The sequence below is a fragment of the Methanocalculus pumilus genome (genome assembly GCF_055382585.1).
In genome coordinates this window covers 356,742-369,405 of sequence record NZ_AP042393.1, presented here as the reverse complement: position 1 = coordinate 369,405, position 12,664 = coordinate 356,742, and the positions used below count along the sequence as shown (strand labels likewise).

Annotated in this window: 17 protein-coding genes; 1 reads left to right on the top strand and 16 read right to left on the bottom strand. The window is 53.9% G+C overall.

Annotation, left to right across the window (positions count from 1 at the left end):
- Positions 1 to 3: 3 nt before the first annotated feature.
- Genes ACZ44I_RS01885 through ACZ44I_RS01855 form a run of 7 tightly spaced genes read right to left on the bottom strand, consistent with a single transcriptional unit; the run spans position 4 to position 3,383 of the window.
- Entirely contained in the window at positions 4 to 159 is a 156-nt protein-coding gene (locus ACZ44I_RS01885; protein WP_300329903.1) for a 30S ribosomal protein S27ae, read from the bottom strand.
- Between the two features lie 2 nt (positions 160 to 161).
- Positions 162 to 455, bottom strand: a complete 294-nt coding sequence (locus ACZ44I_RS01880; RefSeq protein WP_300329905.1) for a 30S ribosomal protein S24e — start codon at positions 453 to 455, stop codon at positions 162 to 164.
- A 28-nt stretch (positions 456 to 483) separates the two neighbouring features.
- Positions 484 to 987 carry a GTP-dependent dephospho-CoA kinase family protein gene (locus ACZ44I_RS01875; protein WP_464549220.1) on the bottom strand — a complete coding sequence of 168 codons (504 nt, stop codon included), beginning with the start codon at positions 985 to 987 and terminating at the stop codon, positions 484 to 486.
- Positions 987 to 1,193: a transcription elongation factor subunit Spt4 gene (gene spt4 / locus ACZ44I_RS01870; protein WP_300329911.1), complete on the bottom strand. Its 207-nt coding sequence runs from the start codon at positions 1,191 to 1,193 to the stop codon at positions 987 to 989. The genes ACZ44I_RS01875 and spt4 overlap by 1 nt, the downstream gene beginning before the upstream one ends.
- Positions 1,180 to 1,761, bottom strand: coding sequence for a DNA-directed RNA polymerase (locus ACZ44I_RS01865; RefSeq protein ID WP_464549222.1), 582 nt, complete (start codon positions 1,759 to 1,761; stop codon positions 1,180 to 1,182). The genes spt4 and ACZ44I_RS01865 overlap by 14 nt, the downstream gene beginning before the upstream one ends.
- Before the next feature lie 9 nt (positions 1,762 to 1,770).
- Positions 1,771 to 2,184, bottom strand: a complete 414-nt coding sequence (locus ACZ44I_RS01860) for a type II toxin-antitoxin system VapC family toxin (RefSeq protein WP_464549224.1) — start codon at positions 2,182 to 2,184, stop codon at positions 1,771 to 1,773.
- On the bottom strand, positions 2,148 to 3,383 hold the full coding sequence (locus ACZ44I_RS01855) for a translation initiation factor IF-2 subunit gamma (protein ID WP_464549226.1): 1,236 nt from the start codon (positions 3,381 to 3,383) through the stop codon (positions 2,148 to 2,150). Before ACZ44I_RS01855 ends, ACZ44I_RS01860 begins: the two co-directional genes overlap by 37 nt.
- Before the next feature lie 189 nt (positions 3,384 to 3,572).
- Between ACZ44I_RS01855 and nikR the strand changes: the two genes are divergently transcribed.
- On the top strand, positions 3,573 to 4,001 hold the full coding sequence (gene nikR, locus ACZ44I_RS01850) for a nickel-responsive transcriptional regulator NikR (RefSeq protein ID WP_464549228.1): 429 nt from the start codon (positions 3,573 to 3,575) through the stop codon (positions 3,999 to 4,001).
- A gap of 3 nt (positions 4,002 to 4,004) precedes the next feature.
- Here the strand turns inward: nikR and ACZ44I_RS01845 are convergent, their stop codons facing one another.
- From ACZ44I_RS01845 to ACZ44I_RS01805, 9 genes are all read right to left on the bottom strand, one after another.
- The gene (locus tag ACZ44I_RS01845) at positions 4,005 to 4,292 is read right to left on the bottom strand and encodes a DUF2098 domain-containing protein (RefSeq protein WP_464549230.1); all 288 of its coding nucleotides are present in this window, start codon (positions 4,290 to 4,292) and stop codon (positions 4,005 to 4,007) included.
- Positions 4,293 to 4,340: 48 nt separating this feature from the next.
- Positions 4,341 to 5,318 carry a histone deacetylase family protein gene (locus tag ACZ44I_RS01840; protein ID WP_464549232.1) on the bottom strand — a complete coding sequence of 326 codons (978 nt, stop codon included), beginning with the start codon at positions 5,316 to 5,318 and terminating at the stop codon, positions 4,341 to 4,343.
- 70 nt (positions 5,319 to 5,388) lie between these two features.
- Positions 5,389 to 7,137, bottom strand: coding sequence for a glutamine--fructose-6-phosphate transaminase (isomerizing) (gene glmS / locus ACZ44I_RS01835; protein ID WP_464549234.1), 1,749 nt, complete (start codon positions 7,135 to 7,137; stop codon positions 5,389 to 5,391).
- The gene (locus tag ACZ44I_RS01830; RefSeq protein WP_464549235.1) at positions 7,138 to 8,301 is read right to left on the bottom strand and encodes a sugar phosphate nucleotidyltransferase; all 1,164 of its coding nucleotides are present in this window, start codon (positions 8,299 to 8,301) and stop codon (positions 7,138 to 7,140) included. It lies immediately after the preceding gene.
- Between the two features lie 6 nt (positions 8,302 to 8,307).
- A complete protein-coding gene (glmU, locus tag ACZ44I_RS01825; protein ID WP_464549237.1) occupies positions 8,308 to 9,522 on the bottom strand; it encodes a bifunctional sugar-1-phosphate nucleotidylyltransferase/acetyltransferase in 1,215 nt (404 codons plus the stop codon).
- Entirely contained in the window at positions 9,522 to 10,778 is a 1,257-nt protein-coding gene (locus ACZ44I_RS01820; RefSeq protein ID WP_464549239.1) for a phosphopentomutase/phosphoglucosamine mutase, read from the bottom strand. Before ACZ44I_RS01820 ends, glmU begins: the two co-directional genes overlap by 1 nt.
- A gap of 34 nt (positions 10,779 to 10,812) precedes the next feature.
- Complete coding sequence (locus tag ACZ44I_RS01815) at positions 10,813 to 11,418, bottom strand: hypothetical protein (protein WP_464549241.1); 606 nt, start codon at positions 11,416 to 11,418, stop codon at positions 10,813 to 10,815.
- Positions 11,415 to 12,020, bottom strand: coding sequence for a cyclase family protein (locus ACZ44I_RS01810; protein ID WP_464549243.1), 606 nt, complete (start codon positions 12,018 to 12,020; stop codon positions 11,415 to 11,417). Before ACZ44I_RS01810 ends, ACZ44I_RS01815 begins: the two co-directional genes overlap by 4 nt.
- On the bottom strand, positions 12,007 to 12,663 hold the full coding sequence (locus tag ACZ44I_RS01805; RefSeq protein WP_464549245.1) for a protein-L-isoaspartate(D-aspartate) O-methyltransferase: 657 nt from the start codon (positions 12,661 to 12,663) through the stop codon (positions 12,007 to 12,009). The genes ACZ44I_RS01810 and ACZ44I_RS01805 overlap by 14 nt, the downstream gene beginning before the upstream one ends.
- Position 12,664: the final 1 nt, after the last annotated feature.

Sequence of the window (12,664 nt, the reverse complement as noted above, 5' to 3'; positions counted from 1 at the left end):
CAGTTACTTGTTGAATTCGGTAAAACCACACTTGCCGCAGGACACACGGTCAGAGTGTGTGGCAAGAAAAACACCGGGTCCACAGCGGGGGCAGTGGCGTTTCTGTGAAACTGCCTTGTCACCCTCGATAGCATAGTGCTTGTAACGACCATCAGCCATTATTACTCCTCCGCTTCTGCCTTTGGCTGGCCTCGGGCGATGAGGTACTCGCGTTCCGTCCGATCACGGGCTTCCGGTGAGTCGTAGATTCTTGCAAGGCCTTTTCCGACACATGAACCATAATGGGTCTTGATTGAATCAAGTGCCATCTTCTCCTCATTCGCATTCAGAAGAGCACCGAGCTTTCCAATGATCTCTTTTCTTGACGGAGTTGCGCCGTCAAACGTCAGGGTGAACTCCACCTCATTTCTCAGCAGGAGTTCGTTTCTGGTATTGGCTGTTATCTGAATATCCATCGGTATCCCAGAATTATTATCATGGTAGTTATTTAATACTGGCGTTCTCACTGGTGAAATATGAGAGGAGAACCTGCGCCTCTTCGCGGGCAGCGTCATCAATCTCCCTGAGGACAACCCCCTCACCCGGCTGGCCATAGAGCACAAGGGCACCGAGGGGGGCTGCAATAACCAGTGGAATAACCGCAAGATCCTCCTCGCCGTCAACAAATACAAGAGCAGGAGGATCTGCAAGGGCACGGCGAAGCCCGGCGATCAGATCAGGGGTGATCATTCCGGCGGGATTAGTCACCCTGATGTGGCTTGCGCCCGCATAAAGAGGAGTTCTGAGAAAGGGGGAGCGCATTGTGTATCCATCGATAACTGCGATATCAGGATAGATGCCGCGCGAGAGAAGAGAGTCTGTCACCACATCCCCGACGGTATACACCACCCTTCCGGAGAGGAGTGGTATAACCTCGCTCATATCCGGGAAGAGGATTCCAAACGGTCTCCTGAAGAGATCGCGGAACTCGTCCTGAAGACGGAGCATCAACGAACCTTCAGAGCATACCTTCCGGGAAGGTCGATGTTCATCTTTTCTGCGATCTCAGATTGTTTTGGATCGATGATGACGACATACCCCTGCCAGTCGGTCGAGAGATTGGAATCGCCACAGATGATACAGGACTCCTTATCCGAATCAAGCACCCTGTGGCACTGCCTGCATACCTTATCCTGTTTCTTACGCGCGGGCATCGGCATTCCTCTCGGCAAGCTGCTTCGTTTGCTCGTCTTCAAGCCACTGCGCGGTTCCAAGACCTGCCTGTCGCATCGTCAGTCCAATCTTGCTCTCACGGGGCTCACGCTCATTTAATGAGAGGGAGACGATACGTGCCCTGACAACATCCCCGACACCGATCGTCCGGTTCGTCTCCTGGCAGACGAGGCGTGAGTTCTTCTCATCGTGATTGATATAATCATCTGAGATCTGGCTCACATGCAGCATTGCATCGATTGGACCAAGGCTCACAAAGGCACCGAATCCTGTTGTTTCGACAACAATCCCCTCAACAATCTCCTGAAGAGCGATCCGGAGCGCAAGTGCCTCGAAATTGACATCATAGTACACCGCACCATCACCGGGAATAATCTCACCCTCTCCAATCTCATCGATATCGGTGACGACGATGAAGATCCCGATCTCCTTATCAATACTCCCTTCGAGCTGCTCCTGGAGAACATCAAGGAGAACAACACGGAGATCCTCACCAAGGCGGTGGGCAGGAACCCGTACCTTATCGGCTAGTTTCAGCTTGTAATACATATTCCATACCTACTTTCTGATCAATTCCAATCGTTTCTGATTTCTTAATACTATTACCGCGATCCCCTTTTGAAGGAGGAGTTCTTTTAATTTTCTGTCATTTGTCAGAACCGGGACACCGAGAGATTCGGCCTGAAGGGCAACAATCTCATCGACAGGTGCCAGGATATCATATGGCGGAAGAACCCTGCATTCCCGGACAAGGGCAAGTCCGAAGCGGGCAGCCGCCGCGGATTTTCCCCTGCCTTGGGAGAGCGCCCGCAGTTCATTCACCACTTCTGACGGAACAACCGGTTCAAATGCTCCAAAGATCTCCTGCAGACAGGAGAATATATCCACACCTGAACGGGAGGGGATCAGCAGGGCATTTGTATCCAGAAGGACACTTACTCTGTCAGAACCCCCATCCCGATAAGCCGCCATCGTCCACCTACCTGCCTTGAGATCGCAATCCGGGATCCAACCTCTGCACAGACAGGGCGTTTCAGGACCACTTCGACGGAGTTCTTCTTTGTTCCGTAAACAACACCCACCGTCACTGCTGTTCCAACAGAGAGCATCAGGGGTTCCTTGTGTTTCAGCGGCTCGATCACCTGCTCCGAAGTGGCACCGACAACCCGCTCCATCAGGGTGACATCAAACCTGAGTTTTTCCCAGACCGGCGGGAGCTTGCCCGGGTGTCCTGCAACCTGCCCGACAAGAGTGTCGCTCTTTGTAATCGCCGGATCGAGTTTCGTCCCGATACCGGTAAGGCCACCAGGTGTTGCCACGGCGATCTTCTTTGACCCCATATGCATCGAACTGATTTTGGTCCGGATAGGCTCCCATTTCGTCTTATTCTCGATGGTATGCTGGCGTCCGGGACGGATCTCGATCTCTTCGCCATCATGGAGCAGACCCCTGATGAGTGATCCGCCGATGACACCGCCACGAATATCCTTCCATCGCGAACCCGGTTTGTTGATATCAAAGGAGCGCGCGATTAAAAGGACAGGAGGCTGATCCGGATCACGATCGGTATCGGGAATAGTCTCATTCAAAACTGCGATGAGTGAGGAATAATTGATCCCTTTCTGCGCTGAAACAGGAATGATTGGTGCATTCTCTGCAACAGTGCCCTGGATGAATTTTCTTATCTGCTTGTAATTCTCAAGCGCTGCCTGCTGGGTAACCACATCGATCTTGTTCTGGACAATGACGATGCGCGTAATCCCGGTCAGCTCAAGTGCCATTAAGTGCTCTTTTGTCTGTGGCTGCGGGCAGGGTTCATTGGCTGCAATGACGAGCATTGCACCATCCATAATGGCAGAACCGGACAACATTGTTGCCATCAGGGTTTCGTGCCCCGGTGCATCCACAAAGGAGACCGAACGGATGGGTTCTGTTTTACCACCACACACCGGACATTTCTCAGATGCAGAATATGCATCCTCCTCAGGACAGGTGAGGCAACGGTAAAATGTTGCATCAGCATAGCCGAGGCGGATCGATATCCCCCTCTTCAATTCTTCACTATGGCGATCAGTCCATGTGCCGGTTATCCCCGAGACGAGCGTCGTCTTCCCGTGGTCGACATGGCCGACAACGCCTATATTGACACTTGGTATTGTTGGATCATGCAAAGAAACTCAAACCTCCTTAGCCTATATAATCGTTCTTCTCATAGATAATATCTCAGTGCCCGGGTGTTCCCCTACCGCTGGTGTACCGCTCTTTATCAAGACTCATGGGATACAATGTATGTCATTACCATGAGGGTTTTTCCGAAATAGTAATATTGTTGCAAGCAATAGATACAGGTAGGAACGCATATGACCGGAGATTCAGAATTATCCCGAATTGGAATATCACTCCCAAAGAACCTGCTTGACACATTTGATGATATTATAAACATGCGTGGGTACTCATCCCGGTCTGAGGGGATCAGGGATGCGATCAGGAGCTATATCACCTACTACCAGTGGATGTCTGATGTGAAAGGGGAGCGTCAGGGTGTCATCACGATGGTGTACGATCATGAACACCGGGGCCTGATCCAGACACTCACCGAGATCCAGCACGAATATATGACCGTGATTCAGGCATCCCTCCACTCCCATGTCACCCACGATCGCTGCCTTGAGGTGATACTGGTCAGAGGGGATGGCGGGGATCTGAAAAATATTGCCGAACGGTTGATGGCACAAAAAGGTGTGGAATCAGTCAAGCTGACAACAATTCCGGTAAAGGATAAAATCTGAAGACTATCCCCCGCCTTCACAGCTTCCGTCAACATTGAGCCAGGCGCTCTCTGCTGCCACAGCATCACGGAGACGCTCTTCGGTAATAGACTCCCGTGCATCTCTCTTTACCTTCACCACCTTCCCCTCCCTCAGCTCAACCGGAGTGAGAAGATCGATTCTGTAGAGGAGATCAGTTCTGTCGATGCAGCCAAAGAGGATACCCCCAATCTCTTCTATCCGGGTAATTGTTCCAACTGTTCCGGTCCTCCCGTACCGTACCGCCTGCCCCGGGATGATCTCTGTTGCCATACCGGGTTACTCGATTTCAAAGCGGATAAAAGTATTGATGGTGCCAACTCATATCAGTACCCGTTGCAGGAGTTTTACTATCCTCATGGTGCTTGCCTGCGGCTTTCCGGGCGAAGGAGCAGAGATTGGATCTCCCTTCAGCGCAGAGAAGATAGAGGAGAGGGATCTCCCCATCGACGGACCGTATCCACCTTCAAGCACAAGGGCAACCGGCAGATCGAGTGCATCGGTGATGGTCCGTGTCAGTATCCCAAAATCCCGAGGTGTAAGATGCATACCGGCAAGCGGATCGTCGCTGAGACCGTCCTGTCCCGAGGAGATGATCAGGGCATCCGGCCTGAACCTGAGAATTGCAGGGATGAAGACATCCCTGAGAAGAGAGAGATAATCCCAAATAGTGCCACCAGGCAAAATCGGTGCATTCAGGTTATAACCTTTCCCGGCACCTGATCCGATCTCATCAATCCATCCGGTCCTCGGAAAACTGTTGCTCTGGTGGATCGACATCACAAGGACGCGATCACTGGTATAGAATGCCTTCTGGGTTCCGTTCCCGTGATGCACATCCCAGTCCAGAATAGCAACCCGATCATACTCTTTGAGGAGTGAGGCAGCCGCAATTGCCGCACTATTGAAGAGGCAGAATCCCATTGCACGATCGGGTTCGGCATGGTGTCCCGGGGGGCGGACCAGAGCAAATGATCGTTCGCCATCCATGGCACGCTCAGCGGCAAAGATCGCCGAACCAGCCGCATACGATGCCACCTCATATGAATGGGAGGTGACATAGGTATCGGGATCGATGAACCTCACACCACCAAACTCCGAGAGCTGGGAAATCATCCTTACATGAGCCGGCGTATGAACGAGTTCAAGTTCCTCCACCCCGGCTAACACGGGAGGATGGATCATAACCCCATCCGGAATAGATTCCCGGAGTGTGTCCAGCCGGAGAGCACATTCCGGATGATTATCGAGGTGGTGGAGGAAGAATATCTCCCCCGATACTGCTGAGGTTTTCGGCATTACGATACACTATTCCTCAATTTGGGATAAATAGCTTTCATTCTCCTCTTCACAAGAGAAGGTGCATCCTTCACTCCACCGTTACACTCTTTGCAAGATTTCTCGGCTTGTCGATGTCGCATCCGAGTGCATCGGCGACATGGTATGCGAGACGCTGGAGAATGACTGAGACCATTGCTATGCCTGCCACCTCATGTGAGGGGGAGAGCGGGATGAAGATATCGGCGATCTCAGGCAGTTCAAAATCCCCTGCAGTACCGATCCCGATCACGGGTGCCCCGCGTGCCTTGATCTCCTTGATATTTGAGATCATCACTGCATAGGTCTTCCCCGGCATCGCAAGAGCAACAACCGGAGTATCAGGCGAGAGAAGAGCGAAAGGACCATGTTTCAGCTCTCCCGCAGCATACCCCTCTGCATGAATATAGGAGATCTCCTTCATCTTCAGGGCACCTTCAAGGGCAACAGGATAGTAGAAACCGCGGCCAATGAAGAAGATCGAATGTGCCTTCCTGCAGATTGAGACCGCCTCGTCGATTGGAACAGTGAGCGTCTCCTCTATCCCGACATTGACCCGGTCAAGGGCCTCTTCCAGTGCAGAATCATCAGATAAACTGCCTGCGATCTGGAGGGCAGCTGCAAGCTGTGCGATGAACGACTTTGTTGCTGCAACACTGATCTCGGGACCGGCACGGGTATAGATGGTCGCATCGGCAATTCTCGTCACAGATGATCCAACCACATTGGTGATCGCGATCGTCGGGCATCCCCATGCCTTTGCCATCTTCAGGGCAGCCAGGGTATCTGCCGTCTCCCCGGACTGGGTAATCCCGATCACCGGATCCTTCAGGGGGGGAGTATAATATTTGAATTCAGATCCGATCTCCACCCGCACCGGGATGCCGCAGTAGGTCTCGATCAGGTATTTACAGAGGAGGGCTGCATGATAGGAGGAGCCGCAGGCAACCACCATTATGCTCATCCTGCTCCTGACAAGGTATGCAAGGGCATCAGGAGATTCCCTCACCGCATGAATTGTGTTGTAGAAGACCTGCGGCTGTTCGAAGATCTCTTTCTGCATAAAATGAGAGAACCCGCCTTTCCGGGCATCCTGGATATCCCAGTCCACTTCTTCAACGGGTCTGTCAACCAGCTGGCCATCATGAGTTATCGTGTACTCTGATCGGCTGAGAACGGCATAATCGCCATCCTCCAGATAGATCACTCTCCGTGTATGATCGATCAGAGGTGTGACATCCGATGCACAGAAGAACTCCCGATCTCCCACCCCGATCACAAGCGGGCTTGCCATCCGTGCAGCGATAATCCGGTCATCCCCCTCGGCAATCACGAGGATGGCATATGATCCCTCAAGAAGTGGGAGGACTGCCCGGACAGCAACAGCGAGATCGCCCTTATACTGCTCCTCCACCAGGTGGGCAATCACCTCGGTATCGGTATCTGAACTGAATATGTGGCCACGGGCAGTGAGATCACGCCTGAGTTCTGCATAATTTTCAATGATCCCGTTATGCACAACAGCAATTTTTCCGGTACAGTCGGGATGAGGGTGGGCATTCTGATCATTCGGGATACCATGAGTTGCCCAGCGGGTATGGCCGATCCCGATCGTTCCCGGCAAAGCGGCTGCACCGGAACCTCCATCTGATATCCGGCCGCTCTTTTTCGAGATGTGAAGGGTATTGTTCTTTGTGGCAAGGCCAAATGAGTCGTACCCCCGGTACTCAAGCCGCTTCAATCCCTCGATCACAATACCAGCGGCTTTCCTTCGACCGATATACCCGACGATCCCGCACATTCAGATCACCTGCGAACCGTCAGGAATCACTCCTTCAAGCCGCCTGCCGGATTGAACCCGGCAATTGTTCCCGAGGATACATCCTTTCAGGACAACAGAAGACTCCAGTGAGACACCCTCGCCGATGATGGCGCCGAAGGTTCCATGGTGGAGCATCTTCGCATCGCTCTCGCCAAGAGGGAAAAGCCCTTCAGCAGTGATCGTTGAGAGATGATCCAGAATAGTGCATCGTTCCCCGATTACCGAATCCACGACCCTGGAATGTGAACCGATCCGGACGTCATCCATGATGATCGAGTTTTCAAGAACGGTGAAAGGCTCGATTGTGACACGGTTGCCGATGCTTACATCAGGCCCGATGACGACGTTCGGTCCGATGGCGGTGCCCTCCCCGATCCGGACCGGACCGGTGATACAGCAGCCGGGCCCGATTCTGCTCCCTGCTCCAATCGAGACTCTGCCGCTGATCGTGACAAGCCGGCTGATCGTCCCGCTGCGGAAGGATTCATTTGTCTGGAGCAGGTGGCGGTTCTGTCCGAGGAGATCCCAGGCATGAATGGCATCATACCATTGGCCGTCCCGGACTGCCCGGACGGGGATACCGTCTCCTATCATGCGTATGAGCAGATCCGAGAGATCCGCTTCCCTGATGGATCTGATCACCTCCGGGGTGAAGAGGTAGAGGCCGCTGCTCACAAGACAGGGACCTTTTTCATCAGGTTTTTCGAAGAAGTCCGTGACGATACCATCCTGCATCCGGACAACACCATAATGGGAAGGAGAGAGCGAGCCGGAGACCATGATTGCGTTGCCTTCTGTTCCCATCGCCTCGATGGAGGCAGCATCCACGTAATTATCCCCTGAGAGGACGAGGGTCGTCTCATGAATCAGGGGAGCCGCAGTAGCAAGTGCATGGGCGGATCCAAGCTGCTTCTCCTGGACAACCACCCTGACTTCGTGCTCGAGGGTATTGAGATGCCGGATCACCTGTTCTCTCCGGTATCCGGCGACAACAATGATATCCCGTATTCCTGCCTTCAGAAGAGCCTCGATACAATAATCGATTAAGGGACGGTTCCCGACGGGGATCAATGCCTTCGGCCGGTTCTTTGTCAATGGGCGGAGCCGCCACCCCTCGCCGCCTGCCAGAATTACTGCCTGCATCCACGCTCACCTCGACACGATCGTCTCATCATCACACACACCCTCGACAAATGAATGGGGCGCAATCCTGCACCCGGATCCGATACTCGAGCCGGTATTCACCGAACAGTTGATCCCAAAGAGGACATCATCCCCGATGACTGCACCGAACTTCTTTCTTCCGGTCATGACTCCTCCGACCTGCACGATGCCGGAGTCGTGCCTGAGATTGGCAATTTTTGTCCCTGCACCGAAATTGCACCCGGATCCGATCACGCTGTCACCGATATAATTAAAATGCGGGATCTTTGTTCCATTCAGGATAACGGAGTTCTTGATTTCGACCGCATGACCGATATGGCAGGAATCCCCGATCGCAGTCTTCGGCCTGATATAGGCATGCGGACCGATGATACAGTCCTTCCCGATGATGCAGGGGCCTTCGATATAGCTCCCCGACCTGATGGTTGTCCCTTCCCCGATGACAACCGCACCCTTGATGACCGCTCCTTCCTCAACGGTTCCGGCAATCTCTTCCTTCAGATCGGTGAGAAGGAGCTCGTGTGCTGCGAGGATATCCCAGGGATACCCGACATCCATCCACGTATGGAGCGTGAGAGCAGAGAGCATTCCTTCATTGATATACTCCATCAATGCGTCGGTTAATTCGTATTCTCCCCGCCGCGAGAGGCCGATTGCTTCGATCCGTCCGAAGATCTCAAGAGGGAAGAGATAAGCACCGGCATTGATCATCCTGCTTTTTGGGTTCTTCGACTTCTCCTCAAGGCTGACCACCCGATCACCCTCAAGCAGAACCACCCCGTACTCCTCAGGGTGATCGGCTTCCGAGACGCCAAGTGCCGGGACCTGCATAGTACAGAGCGCCCGGATTTCGTCAGATCCGAGTATCATATCGCCATTCATCATCAGGAAGTTTCCTGATACGAGCCCCTCTGCTGATCGAAGTGCATCGGCGGTTCCAAGCTGATGCCTCTGGACGACATAGTCGATCTCAACACCAAGGGCAGTTCCATCACCGAAGTACTCCCTGACCGCCTGTTCGCCATACCCAACGACCAGGATAAAACGCCTGATCCCAGCCTCATGGGCTGCAAGGATGAGGTGTTCGAGCATGGGACGATTGGCGAGTGGGATCATCACCTTTGGACGGCTGGTCGTCAGGGGACGCATCCGCTTCCCTTCGCCTGCCGCAAGAAGAATACATTCTGTTACCGGTTCCATCAGGAGACCTCCCCAAGTACTTTTTTCAATCGATCCTCTCCTTCAGAGAGGAGTTTCTCTGCGATATCCTTTGTCTTTCCTTCTGCAGTCACCCTCACCTTTGGTTCAGTTCCGCTTGCCCGGATCAGGTACCAGCCATCTTCCTGCTCAACCCGGATGCCATCTGTTGGCACCTCCGCGCCAAGAGATCGGAGTGCTGCTTCACCATGCATAGTCGCAAGAGATGATCGAAGGATCGGATAAACCGGCATGGTATCGACTTCTTCGGCAACATCCCATTCACCGGCAATCTCGCAGAAGAGGGCTGCGGCATAGATCCCATCAGGGCAGAGGGAGTGGGCGGGGAAGATCCAGCTTCCCGAGGGCTCGCCCCCGAGGCTCCCCCAGGAGAGGAGGGCTTCGGAGACATAGCTGTCCCCGACAGGTGTGCGCCTGACAGTCGCAACCTCCTCTATCGCCATCGAGGCATCGACTGTGGTGACCACCTCATGGAGATCGAGATACCGGGCAAAGAGCATCAGGAGGTGTTCACCTGAAACAAACCGGCCCCGGTTATCAAAAGCAACACACCGATCCGCATCGCCATCATGGGCAATACCGCATGAAGCGCCTGATTTCCTGATGATCGCAGGCATATAGGAGAGGTTTTCGGGGAGGGGTTCTGAGGGGCGGGGGAAGGTTCCCGTTGGATCGCAGTTGAGGCAGACGGTCTTCAGGCCTGCCTCATCCAGAAGGGAGGGGGTTATTTGGGATCCCGCCCCTCCACCGCAGTCCAGCACAACCGTCATGCCTTCCTGAGGTGAGAGAGACGCGAGTATGACATCGGAGTGGGGTGTTATGATATCCGCATCTCTCCGGGAGCCAATGGCCTCCCAGTCCGTCCAGCCAGGGTTCTCAAGTGACTCCTCCATCTGCTTCTGCTGGGCAATGGTAAAGGATGAGCCATCCGGATTAAAGAGTTTCAGTCCGTTATATATCTCAGGATTATGCGATGCGGTCACCATGCAGGCTGCATCGGCTTCCCGTGCTGCATAGGCGACAGTCGGTGTCGGTGCGATGCCGCCGGCGATGACATCCGCCCCGGAGGAGAGGATACCGGAGATGAGGGATTGGGTAAGAATATCCCGTGTGGTCCGTGTATCACTCCCGAGAACCACACATTTCCTGCCGGCACCAAGAGAGGCGCCAGCCCTGAGAGAGAGATCAAGGAGGGTTCTCCCATACTGCATCCTGATACCGGATGAACCAAAGAGCATACTGAAGATGTGATTTTGATGGTATTATGGTTACTCATCTGCCAAACGGGCACCAGTGTTTCAGATCGAGGAGTGTGGCCACTCCTGCGGTCGACGGACCCATATAGACGATCTCTTTCGTCTCAAGGAACTCTTCCTGAATAGCAATCCCTTCATCGGTGATAAAACCGTCGCCGGCGATGATGATGATATCCGCATCCTCCGGACGATCGACGATCCTCCCGGGGAAGAGATCCGGGATAAGGTTGAGATCCCCGACAGGATAGATCTTTCCGGAATCATAAAACCTCTGGAGGAGCTCCTGGCATTCCAGGCGATCCGAGGGGGAGCATGCATGGAGTTTGCGTGATATACAGGCAAACCCTGTGACAACATTGATGATTGCTGCGGCCGCCGCCCGTGTCTTCAGTTTCTTCAGTGGCGCCCCATACAGGAATGAGACCTTCGTCTTGGTTTCAAGCGGATCTGTCGTCACCATCTCTGCTGTCCTTCCGCCATACACAGCCTCGAGGCAGACGCCTTTTGGATACTGGCATACCGGCACATCGGAGTTTATCCAGAGGGAGACGACCCCATCGTCGCAACCGCTCCCCTCAAGCTTTTCTTTGAGTTTGTGTACTGCATCGTGAATGACTGTCATGGCATCATCTCTTCAGAATCAATGAGGAGCACCCGAGCCGGTGATCCGTCGATACCCTTCAATAGTAAAGGCAGGGCAACCATCATATATACTCCTTCCGGGATAGCGTCCAGCCTGAGGAGTTCGATGATCACCACACCAGCACGGAGAAGGATCCGGTGAACCGAGCCGTCACCCTCCGGGGATTCAATCGACGGGGCATCGGTTCCAGTCACCGATATGCCCCGCTCCACCATACAGCGGGCAGCCTCTTCGGTCAGGTACCCATACTCATCAGGATATGTGGGAGACCAGCCTGAGCGGAGGATCAGGCGGCTTGTTCCGGCCGGGAGGGCTTCCGTGATATCCCCTGAAAGCGGGCCTTTTGGAGTATTCAATACAAGACATGGACCCATACAGAGATCTGGCGGGATCTGGTCGATCGACTGCCCATCCGGAAGATAGTGAAGAGGTGCATCGATATGGGTGCCGGAATGGCTTCCCATGCCGATTCCGGTAATCCGGATCCCACCTTCCTCTTCAGGCTTAAATTCAACCGGTGGATCGCCGGGATATCGATACCCCTCTACTGAGAGAGGATGGGTTGCATCATAGATCTTCATTCTGCCACCCGTACTCTCCGATAAGCGGTACAAACCTGACCGGCTCAAATGTTTCTCTCTCGAATTCATCACCATGGCGCGTGATCCTGATAAGATGCTGGATATTTCGATCCCCGACAGGTGCCACAAGGCGTCCGCCATCCGCCAGCTGGGAGAGAAGCGGAGACGGGAGAGAGGGGGCAGCTGCGGTCACCAGAATGGCATCATAGGGGGCTTCTTCCGGGTACCCGGCGGTCCCGTCACGGATAACGATTCTGACACCATCAATTTCTGCCCGCCTGAGATTCTCCTCTGCCCGCCGGGCAACCTCCGTGATACGCTCAATAGAGATGACATGACCGGTAATTACGGCGATCAGTGCTGCCTGGTACCCGCTTCCGGTCCCGATCTCAAGGACGGAGTCACCCGGCTTCAGTTGGAGAAGCGCGGTCATCCCGGCAACGATATAGGGCTGGGAGATGGTCTGGCCATGCCCGATCGGGAGCGGGTGATCGCGGTATGCATCCCTCTCAAGATCAGGAGGAACAAAGAGGTGGCGGGGCACCTCTTCCATTGCAACAAGAACCCGTTCGTCTGTTATCCCGCGGGATCGGATCTGGTCGTTGACCATTGATCGCCGATCTGAGACAAACGGGTCATCCATC